The organism is Methylobacterium sp. Leaf456 (genome assembly GCF_001425465.1).
In the GTDB taxonomy this organism is placed as follows: domain Bacteria; phylum Pseudomonadota; class Alphaproteobacteria; order Rhizobiales; family Beijerinckiaceae; genus Methylobacterium.
Map to the genome: position 1 here is coordinate 76,821 of NZ_LMQV01000009.1, position 21,915 is coordinate 98,735.

Consider the following 21,915-nt stretch of genomic DNA (forward strand, 5'->3'; position numbering starts at 1 on the left):
GCCGTCGTGCGCTCCGCTATCAGGGGCCGCCCGACCGGCTCCTCGTGGGGACGCGGCGAGCGATCCCGGCTCCAAGATCGGACGAAGTCCGCTATCCAGGCCGCGCCGGCTTGGCTCGCTCGATCTCGTAGCCCAGCCGCGAGAGCAGCGTCATCAACGCCGCATGCGATCGGGGCATCTGGACGGCATCGATCAGCTCGATCGCCGCTTCGGCTTGAGCGAGCACCTGGCCGAGCAGTTCGAGGTCGCCGGAGGCCTCGTCGGTCTCGTCGATGACGGGATGGGGCGCGTCGGACATGGCTCAGCTTAGCATTTCGCGCCTCGAAGGATCGACCCGCGGCGGTGGGGCCTGTCTCGTCGAGTCACGACTCCTGGCTGCGTAGCAGATCGGTCGCCCCCTGCACATACGACCGCAGGTCACCGGTCGGCCGACGCGCGTCGCTCTTCGGCGCCGCGGTCATGGAACCGGCACCCTGGCCCGCTCCCAATAGCCGACGACGAGGTGCTGCTCGCGGGTCAGGCCCCGCTCCGAGCGCAGGTGTTTCCTGAGCGTACGGGCGGCCTTGGCCTCGCAGCCGGCCCAGACGAACAGGTCGTCGCCCGCAGGGAAGTCGAGGGCGCGGATGGCGGCATGAAGCGGGCTCTCGGGCGCCCGGTCGAGCCAGCGCACGCTCACCCCTTCCGGCGCGGCCAGCGGATAGCCGGCCTCCGCCCCGTCGGCCTCGATCAGCACGACGCCGCGGGCGTCCGGCGCCATTGCCTCCAGCAACCGCGCGATGGCCGGCAGCGCCGTCTCGTCGCCCGCGAGCAGGGTCCAGGCGGCGGGCGGCGCCGCGCGGCCCATGGGCCCGGCGATGCCGCAGATCGCGCCGGGCCGGGCTTGAAGCGCGAAGCGCGCGCCCGGTCCCGGATCGTCGTGCAGCACGAAGTCGATCTCGACCGTGTCGGGGCTCGCCCGGCGGATCGTGTAATAGCGCACCTCCGGGCAGAGCGGAGCCTCGGGCCACAGGGTGCGGCCGTCGGGGCCGGGACGGGGCCATTCCGGCCGCGTGACGCCGGGCGGCGGCAGGTAGAGCCGCACGTGCAGGTCGGCCGCGCTGGCGAAGCGGCCGAGATCGCGGCCGGTGAAGGTGAGGCGGCGCAGCCGCGGCGTCAGCGCCTCGGTCGCCACCAGCCGTAACTCGCGGAAGTTCGCGAAGGTGGGAGCCCCCGCCGCGAAGCCCGACCACGCGATGGCGGGTGCCTCGCCCTCGGCGAAGTCGACGATGTTGGCCGCCAGCAGTGCGCGCAGCATCTCCAGCCCACCCTCGTCGGGCGCCTCGACCCGCACCCGCAAACGCTCGCCCACCGGCTCCAGGCTACCGGTGCCGACGCCGAGTTGCAGGACGACGCGCGCCCCGTGCCGCTCGTGGGCGACATCGTGGGCGCTCAGGTGCTCGACGAGGTCGGCGGCGAGTTTGTGCGGATCGGCGAGCGCGACCGTCGCTTCGGAGAACAGCATCGCGGATCGGCTCCTGGCCCGCGCCTCGTGAGGTTTTGGCCGGACCGTCCCGCCCCTCCCCGCCCCGGCGAGGCGAAGCCGAAGCAATCCAGGGCGCGACGGAGCCGGATGCAGCGAGCCGGCCTCGGCCGGACGGTCATCGCCGGCGCGAGCCATCCGGACAGTGCGGAGCGCTGGATTGCTTCGGCCCCGCCTCGCAATGACGGCATGAGTTGGAAACCGAGGCGGTCGATGGGCGTCCGGTTTAGAGGGTGATCTCAGGCAGCGTCAACGTAGTGCTGTCTTATGCTGTGCGATCTCTTGATTATACTTTTTCCAGACTAAACCCCCGTGCGCCATCGCGAAGCGAAAGGCCCCCTTCCCTAAATTCCGCGAGCCCCCGTTCGTCACCCTTCCGACATGCCCCGGCCCGACCGGGCGCTCCGAAGGGAGTCCGCGACCTTGAGCTTCGACCGCGACGACATCCTGTTTCACGTGGTGGTGAACGACGAGGACCAGTACTCGATCTGGCCCGACTTCAAGCCGACCCCCGAGGGCTGGCGCCGGGAAGGGTTCAGCGGCGACAAGGCCGCCTGCCTGAAGCACATCGAGACCGTCTGGACCGACATGCGCCCGCGCAGCCTGCGCGAGGCGATGGACGCCGACGCCCGCGCCTGAATCGCATCTTCCCTCTCTCGCCGAAGAGGCCGACCATGCCCGCTCCCGCCCTCCCCGTCCTGCTCGAAGGCTCGGGCCCGCTGATCCAGGCGATCGAGGCCCGCGATTCCGAAATCCGCGACACGCTCGGCACCGTCGGCGGCGTGCTGCTGCGGGGTTATTCGGTCGAGAGCGTCGAGGCGTTTCGGGCGTTCGCCGCCAGCTTCGGCCATCCGCTGCTGTCCTACGAGTTCGGCTCGACGCCGCGCAGCAAGGTCGAGGGCGGGGTCTATTCCTCCACCGAATATCCGGCCCACCGCGAGATCCCGCTCCACAACGAGCAATCCTACACCCGCGACTGGCCGCTGCGGATTTGGTTCCACTGCGTCACCGCCAGCCCTGAGGGCGGCGCCACCCCGCTCGCCGACAGCCGCGCGATCTACCGGGCGCTCGATCCGGGCTTGCGCGAGAAATTCGCCAAAAACGGCCTGCGCTACGTGCGCAACTTCGGCAACGGCCTCGACCTGCCCTGGAGCAAGGTGTTCGACACCGACGACCGCAGCGCCGTCGAATCCTATTGCCGCGACCACGCCATCGACTTCACGTGGAAGGAGGACGGCGAGTTGCGCACGAGCCAGCTCTGTCAGGCGGTGGCCAAGCACCCCCGCACCGGCGAGGACGTGTGGTTCAACCAAGCCCACCTGTTCCACGTCTCGGGGCTCGACGCGGTGGAGCGCGAGGTGCTGCTCGACACGGTCGGGGAGGACGAACTCCCCCGCAACGTGTATTTCGGCGACGGAAGCCCGATTCCCGACGAAGACCTCGACGCCGTGCGCGCCGTGTTGGAGGCCGAGAAGGTGACCTTCCCCTGGCAGGCGGGCGACGTGCTGATGCTCGACAACATGTTGATCATGCACGGTCGCGAACCCTATGCCGGCCCGCGCAAGGTCGTCGTCGCCATGGCCGAGGCACACGGGATGAACAGGGCCGCATGAGTTCGACCGCATGAAGGGGGCCGCGATCCTCGAGGGTAAGGGCCTCACCGTCGCCTACGGGGCGCGGCGCGTTCTCGCCGGGCTCGATGTGGCGATTGCCTCCGGTGGCGTCACCGCGCTCTGCGGCGCGAATGGCTGCGGGAAATCGACCCTGCTGCGCACGCTCGCCGGCTTGCAGCCGGCCCAGGCCGGGACCGTGGAGGTCGATGGGCGCCCCCTCGGCGATCTGAAGCGCCGCGAGCGCGCGCAGGCGCTGGCGATGCTGGCCCAGGCCAACGAGGTGCCGGCCGGCCTCACCGTGTTCGAACTCGCGGCCTACGGGCGCCACGCCCACCGCCGGCTGATTGGCGGGCTGTCATCCGCCGACCGCAGCGCGATCCTCGACGCGCTCGCCGCCACGGGCCTGCGCGATCACGGCGCCCGCGAGGTCGCGGCGCTGTCGGGCGGCGAGCGGCAGCGGGCCTGGATCGCCATGGCGCTCGCTCAGCAATGCCGCGTCCTTCTCCTCGACGAGCCGACGACCTGGCTCGACGTGCGCCATCAGGTCGAGTTGGTGCTGGCGCTCAAGACCCTCAACCGCGAGCGCGGCATCACCATCGTCTGCGTGCTGCACGATCTCAATCAGGCCGCCGCGCTCGCCGACCGGGTGCTGCTGATGAAGGCGGGCCGCATCCTCCATGACGGGCCGCCCGCCGAGGTGCTGCGGCCGGGGCCGCTGGCGGAGGTCTACGGCGTCGAGATGTGGCGGCTCGACCATCCGGATTCCGCCGCCCCGCTCTGCGTGCCCGCCTTCGCCCCGGCCCGGCGCCAGACGCATCCCGTCCGCCCGTGACCGCGCTCGCCGCCGACCTGCCGGCGCCGGCCCGGCCTGCGCCCGGCCTGCGCCTCGCCCTGATCGCCGCCGCCCTCGTGGCTTTGCTCGCCGTCGCCCGCCTGTGGCCGACGCTCCATGCACTGATGACGGCCCACGGCCCGGCTGAGGCGGAAGCCGCCCGCTTCCTCTTTTGGGAACTGCGCCTGCCGCGGGTGCTCGCGGGGCTGGCCGCGGGCGCGGCCTTCGGCACCGCGGGCGCGCTGTTCCAGGCGGTGACCCGCAACCCGCTCGCCGCCCCCGATCTTTTGGGCGTGACGGCCGGGGCACAGATCGGCGTTTTGCTTGGACTTACCGTTCCGGCTTTGGCCGCCTTCTCAGGGCCACCGCTGCTGTTCGCCTGCGGGCTCGGCGCGGCGGCGCTGGCGCTGACCGCCGCCGGGGGCTGGCGCGCCCCGCCTCTGCGGCTGCTGCTCGCGGGGGGTGCCTGCGCCCTGTTGCTCGGGGCCGGCATCACGATCGCGCTCGCCCTGTTCGAGCAGAACATCGCCGGCCTCGCCTTGTGGAGCAGCGGCGCGCTCTACCAGCCCGGCGCCGAAGGCCTCACCGTGGCCGCCCTGTGGCTGCTGCCGCCGCTTCTCACCCTGCCCTTCCTGCTGCGCGGGCTCGAAGCGCTCGCACTCGGGGACGACGCCGCCACCGGCATCGGCGTGGCGGTTCTGCCGGTGCGGTTCGCGGGCGTCGTGGTCGCGACCGCGCTCACCGCTTTCGCCGTGGCGCTCGCCGGCCCCATCGGCTTCATCGGCCTCATCGCCCCGAACCTCGTGCGGGCGGCCGGCATCCGCCGGTTCGGCAGCCTCGTCGCCCTTTCCGCGCTCACCGGCGGCGGCCTGCTGATCGCCGCCGACGGCGCGGTGGCCGGCCTCGGTCTCTCCGCCGGCCTCTCGACCGCGGTCGCCACCGCGCTGGTCGGCACGCCGATCCTGCTCGTTCTGGTGATGCGCGGGCGGGCGCTCACCCCGCCCGACCGCGGCGAGGTCGCGGCCTCCGGCCGGGCCGCGTCGCTTGCCGTCGTGGCGACCGCCCTGCTCGCCGCCCTGATCGCGCTCGCCGCCTGCGGCCTCGCCTGGGGCGAGACCTGCCTTCCCCCTGCCCGTTGGATCTCCGCGCTCGCCGGCACCGACCCGGAGGCCGCGCTGATCCTCGGCATCCGCGGCCCCCGCATCGCGGTCGCGGCGATTGCCGGGATGATGCTGGCGGCGAGCGGCGTCGTGCTCCAGAGCGTGGTGCGCAACGCGCTCGCCGGCCCCGAATTGTTGGGCGTCACGCAAGGCGCCGCGTTGACGACGCTGTGCGGGCTTCTGGCTTGGCCGCTGATCGGCCGGCCCGAGACCTTCGCCCTGGCGCTCGCGGGCGGGCTCGCGACGCTCGGCCTGATCCTCGCCATCAACCGCCGCCGCCGCTTCGCGCCGCTGCCCGTGGCGCTCACGGGGCTGGCCTTCAGCGGCCTGTTCGCGGCGCTGACCTACGCGGTCATCGTCGAGACCAGCGCCCAGCCCGCCCGCGCCCTGATCTGGCTCGTCGGCGGCACCTACGGCCGGGCGTGGCCCGACGCCGCCGCGCTGCTGCCCTGGCTCCTCGTCGGCCTGCCCGCGCTCGCCTTCCTCAGCCGCCCCCTCGACCTCCTGACGCTCGGCGACGACGCGGCCGCCGGGCTCGGCCTCGATGTCGGACTGCTGCGCGCCCTCGCCCTCGGACTGGCCGCCGTGCTGGCGAGTGCCGCGGTCGCCATCGTCGGCCCGCTCGCCTTCGTCGGCCTGCTGACGCCCCACCTCGCCCGCCTCGTCGGCTTCCACGCCCACGGCGACCGTCTGCCGATCGCGATGCTCTTGGGGGCGCTGCTCACTGTCGTCGCCGACATCGTCGGCCGGGCGGCGCTCGCCCCGACCGAGATCCCGGCCGGCGCGCTCACCGCGCTGATCGGCGCCCCCTACTTCCTCTGGCTGATGTCCCGCGGCCGAAAGGGCGCGCGATGACGCTTTTGTCGATTCGCCGCCGCGATTTTCTCGTCGGGGGGCTCGCCGCGGCCGGGCTTGCGGCGGCGCCCGCGCGGGCGAGCGACCTCATATTCCGGCGCTCCGCCGTCCTGCCCGAGCCGGCCCAACGCGTGGTGGCGCTGGAATTCCTCCTCGCCGAGATGCTCGCCGCCGTCGGTTGCCCGCCGGTCGGCATGTCCGACCCGAAACTCTATCCCGGCTGGATCGGCGTCCTATCGGAGCGCCTGAAGGGTGTGGCCGATGTCGGCACCCGCCAGCAGCCGAGCCTGGAGGCCATCGCCCGGCTCAAGCCCGACCTGATCCTCGGCGTCTCCTACCGCCACGCCCCGCTCTTCGACGTGTTCGAGAGCATCGCCCCGACCGTGCTGCTCGACTTCAAGCCCGTCCCCCCGGCCACACGGCTCGATTCCGCCTTCACGCTCCAGACGATGATCGGTGGCCTCACCGGCCACCGCGCGGACGCGGAGCACGCGGAGGCCGAGGTGTCCGCGGGCATCGCCCATGATGCCGCCCGCCTCGCGGAGGCCGGGCGCAGCGGCCGGCGCCTCGTGGTGCTCCAAGAGTTGGGCGGCCAGGACACCTACTGGGTCTTCACCGCCGACAGCCTCTCGGCCGGCCTCGCGGCGCGGCTGGGCCTGCGCTTCTGGCCCCCCGACCGGAGCCGCGAGGGCGTGCGCCCGCTGACCTCGGAGGACCTGCTCGCGCTGGACGATTGCGACGTCATGCTGGTGAGCACGACCGGCCCCGACATCCCGCTCACCGCCAAGACCCGCAGCGCCGCGTGGCAACGGGTGCCGGCCCTGCGCGCGGGCCGCGTCGGCCTGATCGAACGCAACATCTGGAATTTCGGGGGGCCCGGCTCGGCGCTGAGGCTGTCGAACCGCATCACCGATACGCTGCTGAAGGCGCCCGCGGCGGGCTGAGACACCCGCACCGTCATTGCGAGGGGCAGCCGAAGCAATCCCTGTGTGGACGGCCCCCTTCTCGCAAGATGGTCGGATGAGTTGTTCGGGGCTGCGTTCGCTTGCCTTCATCTGTCCGGCCTGTGAGCGCAGCCTCGGGATTGCTGGCCGAGATGGGGTCCGCGACGGGGGACCCACACCGAGCGACGACCTGAGATCGGCCATTGGATTGCACGGTTGATCCCTTGTCCCGGATCGGACGATCCCGGTTCCTCATCGCCCTCTTGCAAGCGCGTCAGGCGGTCTGCCTCCGGATCGGATCGGCCGCGTGATGGGTCGTGGGCGCGATGCGCGCCCGGATCGGATCGGGCCGCCCTCAGGCGGTGGCCGGCTGCGGTCCCGCCGCGGGCAGGGCCGGCATCCGGTCGCGCTCACCGCTCTGCATCAGCGTCCAGGCGATGCGGGCGAACTTGTTGGCCGGCGCCGCCAGCTTGCGCGTCAGCAGCGCCCGCACCCAGGCCTGCAGCCAGGGCTCGTCCCCGCCCACGCTCGCATCACCGGTCTTCTGCGCGGTCTTCGGCTTCGAACCCCGCACCCGCCAGACGATGGCGGTCGCTCCCACCACGAGCAGGCTGCGCAGCATCGGGGCGCCCGCCCGGGTGATCCCCCCAGCCGGGTCCGGCGCGCCGTCGAGGGGGTCTTGGTCGTCAGCCCCAGCCACGCCGCAACCGGCGCCGCAGCACCGGCTGCTCGGCCGCGTTCACCGCGCAGCCGAAACAAGTGCTTCGACGTGTCCACCCCGATGCGGATACACCGCTCCATGGACGATCTCACTTGAGGAAGTCTTCGACAACTTCATCGTAGCACACCGATGCCGTCAGGGGCCGTCCACCCCAACAGCGCGCGACCGTGCGAGGAGGGGCGATTCGGTCGCAGCCGCTTCGTCGAAGGACGCGCCCCCTCCGGATGATGCGGCGTCCTGGATCGCTTCGGCTCCGCCTCGCGACGACGGCGTGGGGCTGAAACCGCGCGGATCGACCGGAAAAACCTCAGGCGTGGCCTTCGATGGCGCGCAGGACCGCGACCAGTTGGTCGGCCTGATGGCGCGTGAGACCCGTGCTGACGATCGTGCCGTTGCGGCAGATCGAGCAGGTTCCGTCCTCGGAAACCCGCACCTTGATGGAAGCCATGATGTTCGATGATCCGAGCGCGGGACCTGCGCCCACGGTGCAAGCTTAACCGTTCGTGAAGGCCGGGCAAGGGCGCCCGTCCCACCGTCCACGATCGCGGCAGTTAATCCTTTACGAAGGCGGCGTCATCCTGCGGGAAACGGTCCGCAGATTCGCTCGCCGCGCATGGCCGAGCGATGCCGACCCGCCAGGGCCGGCGCCGATCGAAGCCGCGTTGGCGGCTTCGCGGCGCGAAGAGCGCCGCGCTTGAGCGGGCCTCGGCTGAAAGCCGAGGCATCGAGCGGAGCGAGCCTCAGGCCCGCGGAGGCGGGCGCGGACGACCGAGGCTAACGAAGCCCCCTCAAACCGCCTTCTTCTCCAGGCGCTTCTCGATGACGTGGTTGTCGAGGCCCGGCGCCACGAGCGGGGGCTCGGGCGGGTTCGCATCGGTCTTGTGGAGTGCCTTCGACAGGCGCGCACGCTCGAACAGCACCACCACGACGATGGCGATCGCGAACGGGATCAGCAGGTAGAACAGGCGGAAGATCAGCAGGGCCGCCAGCACCGGTGCCTTCTCGGCATCGGTCTGGAGCTGCATGGCGGTGAAGAACACCAGTTCGAACACGCCGAGGCCGCCGGGCGCGTGCGAGGCGAGCGCCACCGAGAACGAGGCGAGGAAGATGCCGAGCACAGCGATGAAGCCGGGGTTCAGGCTGTCGGGGAGCGCGAAGTAGATGATGCCGGCGGCACCCAGCAGCTCCAGCGGCGCCGCGATGAGCTGGCGCACCATGATCTGCGGCCGGGGATACTCGACCTTGAACTTGCGGATCGTCAGCGGGCGGAAGCGCAGCACCGAGCCGAGGACGTAGAGCGCCACGAAGGCGAGCAGCGCAAAGCCGACGAGCCGGGCGGTGTGCGGGTTGGTGAGGGCCGCGGGCAGCAGGCTGTCGAGCCGCGCCAGCAGGCCCGGATCGTAGACCAGCACGAAGCCGCCGAGCAGGATCGTGCCGAGGCCGAAGGTGAAGGAGCACAAGGCCACCAGCACCGCGACCTGCGCCGCCGAGAGGCCCTTGGCGGTGTAGGCCCGGTAGCGCACCAGCGCGCCGGAGAACACCGATGCGCCGATGTTGTGCGAGAGCGCGTAGGTGGTGAAGGAGCAGACCGAGACGAACATCCACGAGATGCCGCGCACGCCCAGGTGGAGCAGCGCGATCCGGTCGTACCAAGCGAGCGCCGCGTAGGCGACGAGCGTCGAGAGGGCGGCGAAGAGGACGTGATGCGGGGGGATCGCCAGGAAGGCGGCTTCGATGCTCGCCCAGGACTGGTCCTTCAGCTTGCCCCAGAGCAGGTAGCAGGAGGCCGCCACCGCCGCGAGGCCGATCAGGCCCCAAAAGATCTCACTGACTTTCTTCATGGATACCGGCCGCCTCCCTCGGGACCGGTCCCTCCTGCGCCAGGGCCGCGTGCATCGCAAGCGGCACCGGAGCGACCGGCTCGATGCGGCGGGCTCTTGCCCGCCGATCGTGACGGTTTCATGCCGGTGGGAACACCTCAGAAGAGTTGTCGCGCGCTATGTCGGCTTGGCTCGCTCGAAGCGTGCCTTCGCCGCCTCGCTCGACGCAGCCTTCATTAAGTCCTGCCAGCTGTCGGGTGGGTTGCCCTTGTCGAGCATGCCGGCGAACACCCGGTAGGCGTCCGTCTTCGAGCCGTAGGTGCGCAGCGTCGTCTCGTCGTTGACCCAGGCGAAGACGATCACCTTGGCCCGGCTGTCGTAGCGGAAGAAGAGGCGGAAGCGCCCGTTGCCGAATTTGGCCCGGAACCAGTGCTTGCGCCCGTCGCCCAGGGTGTTGCCCTGACGATACTCGGGACGAGTCGGATCTTGCGCCACCGTCTCGAACAGCAGCCGATGCAGCATCACGAGCAGCTTCGCGTTGGCGGTGCCGAGATATCCGTCCGAATCCTTGGTCTGCGCTGAGGCCACGGCGGCGGTCAGCCTGTCCAGCTGATCGAGCAGCAGCGGATGCGCCAGGACCGTCCAGTTGCCGACGACGGGCATCGGCTCAGAGGGCGACCGGCCCGTCGATCTCTTCGTCGAGATCGACCGTAGCCCCACGGGTGAGCGCGGTCATCCGCTCCACGAGCGCTTCCGGAAAGTCCACGACGCTCTTGCCCGGATTCTGCTGGATGTCTCGGGCGAGAAATTCGAGGAAGCTCTGGATGACCGGATCGGTCTCTTCCTCCACGCGCACGACGCGTACGCCTTGCTCGTCCACGACGAAGGCGATCTCGCCGCCGTAGCTGACGCCGAGGGCCTGACGCACCGATTTCGGCACCGTCGTCTGGCCCTTGGCGGTGATCCGGCTGTGCTCCCTGAACGGAACGGACATCGGCCCCTCGCGACACAGAGTAAGGAATATTTCTTACATTTAGCGTGTCGGCACCTCAACGCAAAAATCGCCGAGCCACCGAGGCGGCCCGACGATCCGTAAGAGCGGTCGTGCGACCCCGAAAAAGAATCAGGCCCGGGCGCGCAGGCCGATCGCGTCCATCTCGGCCTGTTCGCGGGCGGCTTCCGCGGCGCGCTCGGCGGAGCGCTCGCGGTCCTCCAAGATCTCGACCTTCTTCAGCTCCTCGAACGCCTCGCCGAGTTCGGCTTTGGCCTCGGCGAGCTGGCCTTCGAGGGCGGCCGCCGACTGGCGCATGTTGTCCCGGCGCGTGGTCGCGGCGCGGGCATAGGTCGGGTAGGCGAAGTGGGCGGGATCGGAAATGCCGGCGCGGGCCTCTTCTTGAGCGACCTCGCGCTCCAACTCGGATGCCATCCGGTTGAAGTCGGCCATCATCATCTCGATCTGCGCCACCCGGCGGCGCTTCTCGTCCACCTGGAACCGCCGCAGCCGGATCAGCGTGTCACGCGATTTCATGTCGGGCCATCCACTCCTACGCTACGCTGGTGAAAGGGCCGGACGCGTTCGCCGGACCTTGTGGGTCCGTCCCCCGACGCGATGCCGCCTCACCCGCCGCCCACGATGGCGGCCAGCCGTTCGTAACCCTCGCCGATGGAGGTTGCTTCTTCCTTACCCTGCCCCAGAAAAGCCGTCAGATCCGGCATGAGCGCGACCGCCTCGTCGACTTCCGGGGACGAACCCGCCCGGTAGGCGCCGAGCCGGATCAGTTCCTCCATGTCGGCATAGGTCGCGAGCACCTTTCGCGCACGACGCACCGTCGGAAGGTGAGCCGGGTCGCAGGCCCGCGGCATGGTGCGCGAGACCGAGCGCAACACGTTGATCGCCGGATAGCGGCCGGTCTCGGCGATGCGCCGCTCCATGACGATATGGCCGTCGAGGATGCCGCGCACGGCGTCCGCCACCGGCTCGTTGTGGTCGTCGCCCTCGACCAGCACCGTGAACAGCCCCGAGATCGCCCCCTCGCCGGTGCCGGGGCCGGCCCGCTCGAGCAGGCGCGGCAGTTCGGAGAAGACGGTGGGGGTGTAGCCCTTGGCCGTGGGGGGCTCGCCGCCGGCCAGCCCGATGTCGCGCTGCGCCATGGCGAAGCGGGTGATCGAATCGATCATGCACAGCACCTGCGCGCCCTGATCGCGAAAATACTCGGCGACCGCCAGCGTCACGTAGGCGGCGTTGCGGCGCATCAGCACCGGCTCGTCGGAGGTCGCCACCACCACGACCGAGCGCGCGAGGCCGGCGGCGCCAAGATCGTCCTGCAGGAACTCCTGCACCTCGCGGCCGCGCTCGCCGACGAGGCCGATCACGGCCACATCCGCGGCGGTGTAGCGGGCGAGCATGGAGAGCAGCACCGACTTGCCGACGCCCGAGCCGGCGAAGATGCCCATGCGCTGGCCGCGGCACATGGTGAGGAAGGTGTTGATGCAGCGAACCCCCAGATCGAGCGGCGGCCCGACGCGGCGGCGCCCGTGGGCGGGCGGCGGGTCGGCCCGCAGCGGATAGATCGCGGGCCCCTGCGGCAGGGCCCCGAGTCCGTCGATGGGCCGCCCGAGCGCATCGATCGTGCGGCCGAGCCAGGCCTGCGAGGGCCGGACCGCGCCCGCCGCCTCGTCGCGCACCAGAACCGGGCAGCCGCGGCGCACGCCCTCCAGCGAGCCGAACGGCATGGCGAGCGCCCGGTCGCCGGAGAAGCCGATCACCTCGCAGGGGACGCTGCCGGCCCCGCTCGCCTCCACCACCACGTCGAGCCGCCCGCCGAGCCGCATCGCGGCCACGGGCCCGGCGACCTCGACCAGCAGCCCGCGAATCGCCGTGACCCGCCCGAACACCTCCAGGGTCTCGACCGTGGACAGCGCAGCGAGCGCCGCCGCCAGCCCGCCTCCGGCCCCGCCCGTCATGCCGGCCACCGCCCGCGCGTCATCGGCTTAGCCCCTTCCTCGCGCCATCGATCGGACGGATATCTTAACACCCCGGCGGCCCGCTCGGCACGGGTCGGCGCGATCCGACCCATCGCGGTAAGGCCCACGAAAGCTTGTGCGGTAACGATCGCCCCCTGTCACTCTTGGGCAACAAACCTGACAACCTGAGGGAAATGAACGGCTTACCCCATCCGGCCTATCGGCCACCCGGCCAAAGCGGCGGTTCCCGGAGAACAGATTGCCAACCATAAGGAGAATCGCCTGCGGACTCGAATGCGATGATCCTTGCAAGCGGGATTCGGCTTTTGTTAACGGTTAAGGAATAGCGTTTCTGAAGTGGGAATGAGGGAGCGTCTGCCGAGGCCGTCGGTAGGCGCCCGGCGGCGGCTTGTCTCAAGCGCCCTGATACGGCTGGGCCGGGGTGGGGACCGACGATGCGCGTACTTCTGATCGAGGATGACAGCGCTACGGCGCAGAGCATCGAGTTGATGCTCAAATCCGAGAACTTCAACACCTACACGACCGACCTCGGCGAAGAGGGCGTCGATCTCGGCAAGCTCTACGACTACGACATCATCCTTCTCGACCTGAACCTGCCCGACATGTCGGGCTACGAGGTGCTGCGCTCGTTGCGCGTCGCGAAGGTGAAGACGCCGATCCTGATCCTGTCGGGCATGGCCGGCATCGAGGATAAGGTGAAAGGCCTCGGCTTCGGCGCCGACGACTACCTCACCAAGCCGTTCCACAAGGACGAGCTGGTGGCCCGCATCCACGCCATCGTGCGTCGCTCGAAGGGCCACGCCCAGTCGGTCATCACCACCGGCGACTTGGTCGTGAACCTCGACCAGAAGACCGTCGAGGTGGGCGGCGCGCGCGTGCACCTCACCGGCAAGGAGTACCAGATGCTGGAACTCCTCTCGCTCCGGAAGGGCACGACGCTGACTAAGGAGATGTTCCTCAACCATCTCTACGGCGGCATGGACGAGCCGGAATTGAAGATCATCGACGTGTTCATCTGCAAGCTGCGCAAGAAGCTCGCCAACGCGTCCGAGGGCAAGAACTACATCGAGACGGTGTGGGGCCGCGGCTACGTGCTGCGCGAGCCGAACGAGGGTGAAGTCCGCATGGCGGTCTGACGCTCAGGCCAACGAACGACGACAAAAACCCCGCTCCGGCGGGGTTTATTTTTGGGATTTTCGGATTGCGCGTCAGCCGGCGCTGCACGCAAGAAGCGATGCGTGTCAGATCGCTCTTTCGAACCCACTCCCGTCATTCCGGGGCCGCGCAGCGGAACCCGGAATCCACCCGTGATGCGGGATACCCGGCCGAAGTCGGACCGTCGCGGCCAGTCGTGGATTCCGGGTTCGCTTCGCGCCCCGGAATGACGAGCGTCGAGCAAAGCAAAAAGAAACCCCGCGGCCGGTGGGCCGCGGGGTGTGTCGAAAGAACTACGCGAGTCCCAATTTCTGCGCCAGCCCGATGCGCTGGAGCTTGCCGGTAGCGCCCTTCGGGATCTCGTCGAGGATCAGGATCTTGGACGGCACCTTGAAGGCGGCGAGCCGCTCCGAGGCGAAGCCCTTGATGTCCTTCTCGACGGCGTGGACGCCTTCGCGCAGCACGATCGCGGCGACGACGTCCTCGCCGAGCTTGTCGTGCGGCATCGCGAAGGTGACGCATTGCGACACCGCCGGATGGTCCATCAGGATCTCGTCCACCTCACGCGGCGAGATTTTTTCGCCGCCGCGGTTGATGATCTCCTTGAGGCGTCCGGTGATCGAGAGGTAGCCCTCGGGGCTCAGCGTGCCCTGGTCGCCGGTGCGGAACCAGCCCTGCCGGGTGAAGGCCTCGGCGTTGGCCTTGTCGTTGTTCTCGTAGCCCTTCATCACGTTGTCGCCGCGGATGACGATCTCGCCGGTCTCGCCGGCCGGCACCGGCTCGCCGGCGAGATCGACGATCGCGATCTCCGGGCCCGCCGCGAGGCCGACCGAGCCGGGATGATGGGGCTTCGGCGGCAGCGGGTTCGAGGCCATCTGGTGGGCGGCCTCGGTCATGCCGTAGGCCTCGATCACGGGGGCCGAGAACGCCGCCTCCAGCTCCTTCATCACCTGCGGCGGCAGGGACGAGGACGAGGAGCGGATGAAGCGCAGCGGGTTCTTGGCGATGATCTCGCCGTTGCGCGCGGCGCGGCCCAGGATCGCCTGATGCATCGTCGGGACGCCGGTGTACCAAGTGGGGCGCACCTCATCCATCCAGGCGAAGAACTTGAGCGCGTTGAAGCCCGGCGTGCAGGAGACCTGACCGCCCGCCGAGAGCGGCGCCAGGATGCCGGCGATCAGGCCGTGGATGTGGAACAGCGGCATGATGTTGAGGCCGCGATCCTCGGCCGTGAACTGCACGGCGTTGCGGATGTTGCGGGCCGAGGCGCAGACGTTCCCTTGCGTCAGCGGCACGATCTTGGGCCGCGAGGTGGTGCCGGAGGTATGCAACACCAGCGCGATCTCTTCGGAGTTAGCCGGGCCGCCGTTCGCGGCAGGCTCGGACGCCTCGTCGGCGAAGGCCAGCGTGAAGCTTCCGGCGCCCTCGTCCGGTGTCGGCTTCAGCCGCGCCACCGGCAGGCCGAGCTTTTCGGCGACCGCGGCGGCGGGCGTCGCCGAGCCGTCGGCGGCGATGAGGAGCTTCGCCTTGAGGTCGGTGAGATAGAACTCGAACTCGTCGGCCTTGTAGCTCGGGTTGAGCGGGGCCGAGGTGGCGCCCGCGGCCACCGCGATGAAGGCAGCCGCCATCTCCGGCCCGTTCGGCAGCACGATGGCGACCCGGTCGCCGCGGCCGATGCCGCGGGCGTTGAGTTCGGCGACCGTGCGGTCGGTCAGCGCGCGGAGGGCCTCGAAGGTCAGCGGCACGCCGCCGGGGCTCGACAGGGCGGTGGCCGCGTCGTCGCCGGCCCGGATCAGGTCGTAGAGGGTGGTCGCGGCCACGGGGGCCTCCTTGGCGTCGATGGGGGAAGAGGCGGAATCGTCGGGCATGCGCATCGGGTCAGGCTCCCTGGATCGAGAGGCGCCCGTTGGCGCGCTCCAGGCTCTGGGCGAGCAGGCGCATCAGGGCGAAGACGGTATCGATATGCGGCGTCGGCGTCTCGGTCAGGCGGCCGAGTTCGATCACCGAGCCGACCAGCGCCTCCAGCTCGATCGGGCGGCCGGCCTCCACGTCCTGCAGCATCGAGGTCTTGTGCGGGCCGACCTTCTCGGCGCCCGCGATGCGCTTCTCGATGCCGAGCTTGAAGGTGACGCCGAGCCGGTTCGCGATGGTCTCGGCTTCGCGCATCATCTCGGCCGCGATCGCCCGCGTGTCGGGGAAGCGGCAGATGTCCTCCAGCGTGGCGTGGGTCAGCGCGGAGATCGGGTTGAAGCTGAGGTTGCCCCACAGCTTGAGCCAGATCTCGGCGCGGATGTCGCTGGTGACCGGCGCGCGGAAGCCCGCCTTGGCGAGGCGCTGCGACAGCGCCAGCACCCGCTCGGACTTCGCGCCGTCGAGTTCGCCCAGGCCGAAGCGGTTGCCTTCGATCACCTTCACGGTGCCGGGATCGGTCAGCACGGTCGCCGGATAGACCACCGAGCCGATCACGTGCTTCGGGTCGAGGTTGTCGGCGATCAGGCCGCCCGGATCGGCGCTCTCCAGACGCGTGCCGGCATGCTCGCCGCCGTGCCCCCCCAGAAAGTACCACCACGGGATGCCGTTCTGCATCGTCACCACGACGGTGTCGGGGCCGATCAGGTGGTGCAGGTCGGCGGCGATCGGGCCGACCTGATGCGCCTTGACGGTGAGCAGCACGACCTCGTGGACGCCCGCCTCCTGCATCGAACGGGTCGCCTTCACCGACTTCGAGTGGATCTCGGTGCCGTCCTCCTCGATGAGGCGCATGCCGTTCTCGCGGATCGCGTCCGCGTTGGAACGGGCGATGAAGGTCACGTCCTCGCCGGCCTCCGCCAGCCTCACCCCGAGATATCCGCCGATGGCGCCGGCGCCGACGATCGCGATGCTCATGTCTCTCATCCGTGTTTCGCGAAAAGGACCCCTCGCGGGCCCTCTCGCGTGATGGTCGTCCGGGACGGCCCGCGGGTTCGTCGCTCCGCGGGCCGTCCGCCTCTACAAGTCACTTGGCCGTTATGCGTTGCCCTCGTGGAGCAAGCGCGGCCGTGTTTCCCGACGCACGTTTCTGTGCGCGTTACTCGAACCGGTTCGTCAGCGTGCCGATGCCGTCGATGACGACCTCGACGGTCGCCCCCTTCGGGATCGGCCCGGAGCCGACCGAGGTGCCGCAGGCGATGACGTCGCCGGGCTCCAGAGTCATCCCCTGCGAGATCAGCGCCACGAGCCGGGCCACCGGCATCAGCATGTCGCTGATCGGAAAATTCTGGCGCTCGCGGCCGTTGACCAGCGTCCGCACCGTCAACGTCGCCGGATCGAGCCCGGTGGCGATGACGGGGCCGAACGGGCCGAACCCGTCCAGCCCCTTGGCCCGCGCCCACTGGGTGAAGCTCGCATCCGCCTTCAGGATCGCGGCCGAGGTCACGTCGTTGATGCAGGTGAAGCCGAAGACGTGGTCCATCGCCTCGGCCTCGGAGACGTCCCGCGCCGTCTTGCCGATCACGATAGCGAGTTCGCCCTCGTAGAGCGCCCGGCCCGACGCCTCCGGCGCGGCGACCGTCGCGCCCGACGGGCGGTAGGTGTTGGCCGGCTTGATCAGGAACAGCGGCGCCTCCGGCCGGGACAGTTCGAGCTTCTCGGCCAGCGCCCCGAAATTGTTCCACAGGGCGATCAGCTTGGAGGGCCGGCACGGCAGGTCGAGCGTCACCTCCGACAGCGGCAGGGTCCGCCCCGTGTCGGTCGGCGCATCGAACAGGTCGCCCTCGAACACCGCGATGGTCTCGCCGTCGAGGCGGCCGAAGCCGGCCGCGCCGTCGTGGCGGAAGCCGATCCAGCGGGTCACGCCCGCATCCATGACATCCGAATCCATGGCGGCGCTCATCGTCCGTTCGCCGCGGCGGCAGGGCGGTGGAGCGGGTCGGCATCGACGCTCATCGAGTCTCCTGATCCCTTCGTCCCGGCGCGAATGCCGAATTGGCGCGATCGGCCGGACGCTATGCGGTTAGGTATTTTGGATACAGCATCCTTGACCCATCGAGCCGCGAAGGTTGACTGGAAAATATTTGGCCGGTGCGCAGAAATTTTTTGAAGCAGAGCGTGGGCTTGCGCCCGATGCGGGCCGTGCAGACCAGGGCTGCCCATAACCTAGGTTCGGAACCAATGACCGCGCTCACCGTTCCGCTTGCCGAAGGCGCCACAATTCGGCGCACAGCCAACGAAGGGAGACATCCGATGAGCAGCACCACCGACAAGCTCAAGGGCCTCGCCAACGAAGCTACCGGCAACATCAAGCAGTCCGTCGGCAAGGTGACCGGCAACGAGAAGCTTCAGGCCGAGGGCAAGGCGCAGGAAGTCGAGGGCAAGACCCAGCGCACCGTCGGCGAAGCCAAGGACGGCGTGAAGAACGCCGCCGACAAGATCAAGCGCAGCATCTGATCCGGACGGATTTCGGGTTTCGACCGACAGAGCCGCACCCGCCTCGGGTGCGGCTCTTTCTTTTCCGGCGCCGATCCAGGCGCCTCACCATTGGAGAAGACTTCAATGAATCGTGATCAATTCGAAGGCGGCATCCGCAACATCAAGGGCCGCGGGCGCTCCGCGCTCGGCGCCGTGTCGGGCCGCGCCCGGCCGCAGGTCGAGGGTGCCTACGAGCAGGTGGCCGGCGTCGCGCAATCGACCTACGGTCGCATGCACGCCCAGGCCGAGGGCCTTCACCGCGACGGGCGCCACTTCGCCGACGAGGCCGCGAGCCGCGGGCGCTCGCTGCGCGATGACGCTTACGAGCGCGGCCGTTCGCTGCGCGACGAGGCCTATGACCGTTCCCGCCACTACGGCAACGAGGCCCGCCGCCAGGGCCGCGCCCTGGTCGCCCGCGCCGAGGACAACCGCGGCACCACGCTGGCCCTCGTGGCGGCCGCCGCCTTCGGCCTCGGCTGGCTGGTGAGCCGCGGTCGCTGAACTTGGCCTGGCCCCGCGCGACCCGCGCGGGGCTGCCGAACGTTGACTCCGACGCCGTCTCGCCGTCCCAAGGGACGTCGAATAGGCAGAGGCGTCTCCCCAAAAAATGCCGGCACGATCCTGGCTCGATCTGACGACCGAAGAGGTGCGGACCCGCGACATGGGCCGTGCCATCGCAGTGCTGCCGGTGGCGGCGGTGGAGCAGCACGGGCCGCATCTGCCGCTCGGCACCGACACCATCATCGCGCAAGGCTATCTCGACCGGGTCGCGACGCTCGTACCCGAGGCGCTCGACGTGTGGTTCCTGCCGGTGCAGGCGGTCGGCAAATCGGACGAGCACGACGATTTTCCGGGCACCCTGACGCTCACCGCGTCCACCGCGCTCGCGGCCTGGACCGAGATCGGCGCCGGCCTGCACCGGGCGGGCTGCCGAAAGCTCGTCATCGTCTCCTCGCATGGCGGCAACAGCCCGCTGATGGACCTCGTGGCGGGTGAGTTGCGCGGGCGGTTCGGGATGCTCGCGGTGACGACTGCGTGGAGCCGGTTCGGCCTGCCCGAGGGGCTGTTTCCGGACGAAGAGATTCGCCACGGCATCCATGCCGGCGGCATCGAGACGGCGCTGATGCTGCATCTGCGACCCGATCTCGTGCGCACCGACGCCATCGCCGATTTCGCGCCGCGCACGGTGGCGATGGAGCGGGAGTTTTCGTTGTTGCGGGCCGGGCGCCCGGCCGCCTTCGCCTGGAAGACGCAGGACCTCCACGCATCGGGCTCGCTCGGCGACGCGCGCCTCGGCACCGCCAAGAAGGGCCGGGCCGCCCTGGAGCACGGCGCGCACGCCTTCGTGACCCTGCTCGGCGAGATCGACCGCTTCCGGCTGTAGGGCCCCTACGTCGTCGCCCTCTCCGGGTAAGCGTCCCCTCCCCTCTCGCCCGAGGGCTGGGCCGGGAACCAGTTGCCGTGGAAGCCCGGTGGAATCCGGTGCGGCAGCCGAACCGTGGCGACCGGCGGAGCCTCGAATTTCCGCGCGTCGAGGATCGCGAAATCCGTGGTCTCGTTCGCCGTGTCGACGACGAGCCCCATGAGCCAGCCTTCCTCCTCGCCCGCGTCGTCGGCGGCGGGGACGAAGACGAACTCGCCGGGGAGACGACCGGGTCCGAACTCGTGCACGTGCCGCTCGCCCGTCTCCGCATCGTGCCGGTAGAGCCGCGTCGCGCCGGTGAGCTGCGGATCGCCGTCGGGCGGGACCGAGACGCAATAGGTGTAGCGGTGGCGCTGCCCGAACCGGCGTTCGTCGATCCGGGGAAATTCCTGGGGCGTCGGGTCGATCACCCGCCGCTCGACCCGCCGCGTCGCGGGGTCCGCGGTCCAGCGCTCGAACCGGCCCGGTTCGTCGAAACCGCCGCCGGCCGAGGCGAACACCCTCGGATAAGCGATCACGTCGAGGATCACCCGGCCGTCCACTTCGTCGAAGGCGTTGGCGACGTGGAAGACGAAGCACGGCTCCACCACGCACCACACGATGTCGGCCGCTTGGCCGTTCCGCGGCAGCAGGCCGACACGGGCGCGGTGGGACGGGTTCCAGCGGAACGGCAGGCGATAGCCGGCGAGGAGCGCCCGCATCGAGAAGGTGAGCGGCAGGTCGAGCACGATTGCGAAGCGCGCCGTCAGCGCGCAATCGTGGATGCAGGGGCCGTGCTCGACCGGGATCGCCACTTCGCGCACCACGCGTCCGGCGGGTGAGAGCACCACGTGGCGCACGCTGTCCCAGATCGCTCCGTCATAGGCGATCGCGTGCGTCTCACCGTTGAGCGGGTCGCGATGCGGGTGCCCCGAGAAGGACCCGGACAGCGTTCCGTCGAACGGGTTGTAGCGCTGCGCGTCCAAGGTCTCCGACAGCTCGACGGGGAAGCTGCCGGCCTCCACCAAGGCGAAGGCGCGCCCGCCGATGGCGACGACGTTGGTGTTGACGGTGTCGTTGCGGCCCCGGCGCGGCCCATCGGCCGCGGGCCGGCCCAGGGCGGCAGCTGCGAGGCGCGAGCCGATCCAGCGGTTGCGGTACCATCGGGCGCGGCCCTCAGCGAGGGCGAGGCCGTGCACCATGCCGTCGCCGAGGAACCATTCGTGGGCCCTTGCGGCAGGGCGGACGGGGTTGGCTCCCATCTTGAGATACCGGCCGTCGAGCGCCGTCGGGATCGTTCCGACGACGGGCAGATCGGACAGCGTCAGCTCCTCGCGCATCGGCGCATGGATGCCGACCGCGAACGGGCTCGGCCGCTTGGGCAGCCGCAACCGGTTGAGGGCTGCCACCAGCGTGACGCCGCCCTCCGCCACGGCGCGGACGGCCGACCGGACCGGGTTGGACATGAGGCACCCTCCGGCTGTGCTGCGCGGCCGCCGATCAGTACATCGGCGTGCCGCCGGTGACGGGCACGAGGGCACCCGACATGTAGCTGCCCTCGCGCGAGGCGAGCAGCACGTAGGCCGGCGCCAGCTCGGCCGGCTGGCCGGCCCGGCCGAGCGGGGTGTCGGCTCCGAGTTTCTCGATCTGCTCAGGGCTCTTCGCGATCGGCTGGATCGGCGTCCAGACCGGGCCCGGCGCCACGCAGTTCACCCGGATGCCCTTGGGCGCCAGCAGGTTCGACAAGCCGATCGTCAGGCTGGCGATGGCGCCCTTGGTCGCGGCGTAGATCAGCATCGTGCTGTCGGCGACCTTGGACTGCTGGCTCGTCGAGTTGACGATGGCCGAGCCCGGCCGCATGTGCGGCACCGCGGCCTGGGCGAGGTAATACATCGCGAAGACGTTGGCCCGGAAGGCACCTTCGAGATCCTTCGCGGTCACGTCGTCGAGCCCGTCGTTGATGGTCTGCGCCGCCGCGTTGTTGACGAGGATGTCGATGCGTCCGAGTTCTCGAACCGTGCGCGCGACGATCCCGCGGCAATGGTCTTCGTCGCGCAGGTCGCCCGGCAGCAGCAGGACGCGCCGCCCGGCCTCCTCGACCCAGCGCGCGGTCTCCTCGGCATCCGACTGCTCGGCCTCGAGATAGGAGATCGCCACGTCCGCGCCCTCGCGGGCATAGGCGATGGCCACCGCCCGGCCGATGCCGGAATCGCCTCCGGTGATCAGGGCGACCTGCTCGGTCAGCAGCCCCTTGCCGACATAGCTCGTCTCGCCGTGATCCGGTGCAGGCGTCATCTTCGAGGTGAGGCCGGGCCGTTCCTGCTGCTGCTGGCCCGGAAAGGGCGGACGCGGCCCTGCTTCGCGCGGATCGATCGTCATCGCGGGTTCCTTCTGCGGTCTCGGCTAACGTGCCGAACCTGCATTGGTCACCGCGGCAGAATGGTGCCGGTTGCGGGAATCGAA

23 protein-coding genes and 1 pseudogene are annotated in these 21,915 nt (G+C 70.1%); 9 read left to right on the top strand and 15 right to left on the bottom strand.

Translation table 11 applies throughout. From position 1 onward, the window contains the following. Positions 1-91: 91 nt before the first annotated feature. A complete protein-coding gene (locus tag ASG52_RS09260; RefSeq protein WP_056242063.1) occupies positions 92-298 on the bottom strand; it encodes a hypothetical protein in 207 nt (68 codons plus the stop codon). 159 nt (positions 299-457) lie between these two features. Next, positions 458-1,501, bottom strand: coding sequence for a siderophore-interacting protein (locus ASG52_RS09265; protein WP_056242066.1), 1,044 nt, complete (start codon positions 1,499-1,501; stop codon positions 458-460). A gap of 441 nt (positions 1,502-1,942) precedes the next feature. Between ASG52_RS09265 and ASG52_RS09270 the strand changes: the two genes are divergently transcribed. From ASG52_RS09270 to ASG52_RS09290, 5 genes are read left to right on the top strand one after another with little or no spacing between them, the layout of a single operon-like run. Further along, positions 1,943-2,158, top strand: a complete 216-nt coding sequence (locus ASG52_RS09270; protein WP_286158998.1) for an MbtH family NRPS accessory protein — start codon at positions 1,943-1,945, stop codon at positions 2,156-2,158. Between the two features lie 35 nt (positions 2,159-2,193). Further along, the gene (locus ASG52_RS09275) at positions 2,194-3,132 is read left to right on the top strand and encodes a TauD/TfdA family dioxygenase (protein WP_082552463.1); all 939 of its coding nucleotides are present in this window, start codon (positions 2,194-2,196) and stop codon (positions 3,130-3,132) included. Positions 3,133-3,142: 10 nt separating this feature from the next. Continuing rightward, complete coding sequence (locus tag ASG52_RS09280; protein WP_056242069.1) at positions 3,143-3,964, top strand: ABC transporter ATP-binding protein; 822 nt, start codon at positions 3,143-3,145, stop codon at positions 3,962-3,964. Then, on the top strand, positions 3,961-5,979 hold the full coding sequence (locus tag ASG52_RS09285; RefSeq protein WP_200945590.1) for an iron ABC transporter permease: 2,019 nt from the start codon (positions 3,961-3,963) through the stop codon (positions 5,977-5,979). The genes ASG52_RS09280 and ASG52_RS09285 overlap by 4 nt, the downstream gene beginning before the upstream one ends. Beyond that, on the top strand, positions 5,976-6,923 hold the full coding sequence (locus tag ASG52_RS09290) for an ABC transporter substrate-binding protein (protein WP_082552464.1): 948 nt from the start codon (positions 5,976-5,978) through the stop codon (positions 6,921-6,923). Before ASG52_RS09285 ends, ASG52_RS09290 begins: the two co-directional genes overlap by 4 nt. Before the next feature lie 355 nt (positions 6,924-7,278). Here the strand turns inward: ASG52_RS09290 and ASG52_RS09295 are convergent, their stop codons facing one another. The 8 genes and pseudogenes from ASG52_RS09295 to fliI form a co-directional block, all read right to left on the bottom strand. After that, the gene (locus tag ASG52_RS09295; protein WP_156383870.1) at positions 7,279-7,623 is read right to left on the bottom strand and encodes a hypothetical protein; all 345 of its coding nucleotides are present in this window, start codon (positions 7,621-7,623) and stop codon (positions 7,279-7,281) included. Further along, positions 7,622-7,724 (bottom strand): annotated as a pseudogene (locus ASG52_RS28750) (IS110 family transposase); the annotation flags it as partial. The gene ASG52_RS09295 and the pseudogene ASG52_RS28750, both read right to left, overlap by 2 nt. Before the next feature lie 227 nt (positions 7,725-7,951). Then, entirely contained in the window at positions 7,952-8,092 is a 141-nt protein-coding gene (locus tag ASG52_RS27825; protein WP_200945591.1) for a hypothetical protein, read from the bottom strand. A 340-nt stretch (positions 8,093-8,432) separates the two neighbouring features. Then, complete coding sequence (locus ASG52_RS09300) at positions 8,433-9,485, bottom strand: lysylphosphatidylglycerol synthase domain-containing protein (RefSeq protein WP_056242079.1); 1,053 nt, start codon at positions 9,483-9,485, stop codon at positions 8,433-8,435. 156 nt (positions 9,486-9,641) lie between these two features. Further along, on the bottom strand, positions 9,642-10,127 hold the full coding sequence (locus ASG52_RS09305) for a type II toxin-antitoxin system YhaV family toxin (RefSeq protein WP_056242082.1): 486 nt from the start codon (positions 10,125-10,127) through the stop codon (positions 9,642-9,644). 4 nt (positions 10,128-10,131) lie between these two features. Continuing rightward, positions 10,132-10,458 carry a type II toxin-antitoxin system PrlF family antitoxin gene (locus ASG52_RS09310; RefSeq protein ID WP_056242085.1) on the bottom strand — a complete coding sequence of 109 codons (327 nt, stop codon included), beginning with the start codon at positions 10,456-10,458 and terminating at the stop codon, positions 10,132-10,134. 129 nt (positions 10,459-10,587) lie between these two features. Further along, positions 10,588-10,992, bottom strand: a complete 405-nt coding sequence (gene fliJ / locus ASG52_RS09315) for a flagellar export protein FliJ (RefSeq protein WP_056242087.1) — start codon at positions 10,990-10,992, stop codon at positions 10,588-10,590. An 89-nt stretch (positions 10,993-11,081) separates the two neighbouring features. Next, a complete protein-coding gene (fliI, locus tag ASG52_RS09320) occupies positions 11,082-12,428 on the bottom strand; it encodes a flagellar protein export ATPase FliI (protein ID WP_056242142.1) in 1,347 nt (448 codons plus the stop codon). A 455-nt stretch (positions 12,429-12,883) separates the two neighbouring features. Between fliI and ctrA the strand changes: the two genes are divergently transcribed. Then, entirely contained in the window at positions 12,884-13,585 is a 702-nt protein-coding gene (gene ctrA, locus ASG52_RS09325) for a response regulator transcription factor CtrA (RefSeq protein ID WP_056242091.1), read from the top strand. A 312-nt stretch (positions 13,586-13,897) separates the two neighbouring features. Here the strand turns inward: ctrA and ASG52_RS09330 are convergent, their stop codons facing one another. The 3 genes from ASG52_RS09330 to ASG52_RS09340 all read right to left on the bottom strand — a co-directional run bounded on the left by ASG52_RS09330 (position 13,898) and on the right by ASG52_RS09340 (position 17,436). Then, positions 13,898-15,478, bottom strand: coding sequence for an acyl--CoA ligase (locus ASG52_RS09330; RefSeq protein ID WP_056242094.1), 1,581 nt, complete (start codon positions 15,476-15,478; stop codon positions 13,898-13,900). 4 nt (positions 15,479-15,482) lie between these two features. Continuing rightward, positions 15,483-16,490, bottom strand: a complete 1,008-nt coding sequence (locus tag ASG52_RS09335; RefSeq protein WP_056242097.1) for a 2-dehydropantoate 2-reductase — start codon at positions 16,488-16,490, stop codon at positions 15,483-15,485. Positions 16,491-16,671: 181 nt separating this feature from the next. Continuing rightward, complete coding sequence (locus tag ASG52_RS09340) at positions 16,672-17,436, bottom strand: fumarylacetoacetate hydrolase family protein (RefSeq protein WP_056242144.1); 765 nt, start codon at positions 17,434-17,436, stop codon at positions 16,672-16,674. A 389-nt stretch (positions 17,437-17,825) separates the two neighbouring features. On the opposite strand from ASG52_RS09340, the gene ASG52_RS09345 reads away from it, so the two are divergent. The 3 genes from ASG52_RS09345 to ASG52_RS09355 all read left to right on the top strand — a co-directional run bounded on the left by ASG52_RS09345 (position 17,826) and on the right by ASG52_RS09355 (position 19,434). After that, positions 17,826-18,029: a CsbD family protein gene (locus ASG52_RS09345; RefSeq protein WP_056242100.1), complete on the top strand. Its 204-nt coding sequence runs from the start codon at positions 17,826-17,828 to the stop codon at positions 18,027-18,029. A 105-nt stretch (positions 18,030-18,134) separates the two neighbouring features. Then, on the top strand, positions 18,135-18,551 hold the full coding sequence (locus ASG52_RS09350; protein ID WP_056242103.1) for a CsbD family protein: 417 nt from the start codon (positions 18,135-18,137) through the stop codon (positions 18,549-18,551). A 106-nt stretch (positions 18,552-18,657) separates the two neighbouring features. Then, positions 18,658-19,434 carry a creatininase family protein gene (locus ASG52_RS09355; protein ID WP_056242107.1) on the top strand — a complete coding sequence of 259 codons (777 nt, stop codon included), beginning with the start codon at positions 18,658-18,660 and terminating at the stop codon, positions 19,432-19,434. 5 nt (positions 19,435-19,439) lie between these two features. Here ASG52_RS09355 and ASG52_RS09360 read toward each other — a convergent pair whose 3' ends face one another. Both ASG52_RS09360 and ASG52_RS09365 read right to left on the bottom strand, forming a co-directional pair. Further along, on the bottom strand, positions 19,440-20,918 hold the full coding sequence (locus tag ASG52_RS09360) for an 8'-apo-carotenoid 13,14-cleaving dioxygenase (protein ID WP_056242110.1): 1,479 nt from the start codon (positions 20,916-20,918) through the stop codon (positions 19,440-19,442). A gap of 34 nt (positions 20,919-20,952) precedes the next feature. Continuing rightward, a complete protein-coding gene (locus ASG52_RS09365) occupies positions 20,953-21,831 on the bottom strand; it encodes an SDR family oxidoreductase (protein WP_056242113.1) in 879 nt (292 codons plus the stop codon). Positions 21,832-21,915 lie beyond the last annotated feature (84 nt).

Coding starts and splice junctions, on each gene's coding strand:
- ASG52_RS09290 (WP_082552464.1), top strand. CDS start 5,976: ATGACGCTTTTGTCGATTCGCCGCCGCGATTTTCTCGTCGGGGGGCTC.
- ASG52_RS09345 (WP_056242100.1), top strand. CDS start 17,826: ATGAGCAGCACCACCGACAAGCTCAAGGGCCTCGCCAACGAAGCTACC.
- ASG52_RS27825 (WP_200945591.1), bottom strand. CDS start 8,092: ATGGCTTCCATCAAGGTGCGGGTTTCCGAGGACGGAACCTGCTCGATC.
- ASG52_RS09355 (WP_056242107.1), top strand. CDS start 18,658: ATGCCGGCACGATCCTGGCTCGATCTGACGACCGAAGAGGTGCGGACC.
- ASG52_RS09305 (WP_056242082.1), bottom strand. CDS start 10,127: ATGCCCGTCGTCGGCAACTGGACGGTCCTGGCGCATCCGCTGCTGCTC.
- ASG52_RS09310 (WP_056242085.1), bottom strand. CDS start 10,458: ATGTCCGTTCCGTTCAGGGAGCACAGCCGGATCACCGCCAAGGGCCAG.
- ASG52_RS09280 (WP_056242069.1), top strand. CDS start 3,143: ATGAAGGGGGCCGCGATCCTCGAGGGTAAGGGCCTCACCGTCGCCTAC.
- ASG52_RS09260 (WP_056242063.1), bottom strand. CDS start 298: ATGTCCGACGCGCCCCATCCCGTCATCGACGAGACCGACGAGGCCTCC.
- ASG52_RS09330 (WP_056242094.1), bottom strand. CDS start 15,478: ATGCGCATGCCCGACGATTCCGCCTCTTCCCCCATCGACGCCAAGGAG.
- ASG52_RS09335 (WP_056242097.1), bottom strand. CDS start 16,490: ATGAGCATCGCGATCGTCGGCGCCGGCGCCATCGGCGGATATCTCGGG.
- ASG52_RS09350 (WP_056242103.1), top strand. CDS start 18,135: ATGAATCGTGATCAATTCGAAGGCGGCATCCGCAACATCAAGGGCCGC.
- ctrA (WP_056242091.1), top strand. CDS start 12,884: ATGCGCGTACTTCTGATCGAGGATGACAGCGCTACGGCGCAGAGCATC.
- fliJ (WP_056242087.1), bottom strand. CDS start 10,992: ATGAAATCGCGTGACACGCTGATCCGGCTGCGGCGGTTCCAGGTGGAC.
- fliI (WP_056242142.1), bottom strand. CDS start 12,428: ATGACGGGCGGGGCCGGAGGCGGGCTGGCGGCGGCGCTCGCTGCGCTG.
- ASG52_RS09275 (WP_082552463.1), top strand. CDS start 2,194: ATGCCCGCTCCCGCCCTCCCCGTCCTGCTCGAAGGCTCGGGCCCGCTG.
- ASG52_RS09365 (WP_056242113.1), bottom strand. CDS start 21,831: ATGACGATCGATCCGCGCGAAGCAGGGCCGCGTCCGCCCTTTCCGGGC.
- ASG52_RS09300 (WP_056242079.1), bottom strand. CDS start 9,485: ATGAAGAAAGTCAGTGAGATCTTTTGGGGCCTGATCGGCCTCGCGGCG.
- ASG52_RS09265 (WP_056242066.1), bottom strand. CDS start 1,501: ATGCTGTTCTCCGAAGCGACGGTCGCGCTCGCCGATCCGCACAAACTC.
- ASG52_RS09360 (WP_056242110.1), bottom strand. CDS start 20,918: ATGTCCAACCCGGTCCGGTCGGCCGTCCGCGCCGTGGCGGAGGGCGGC.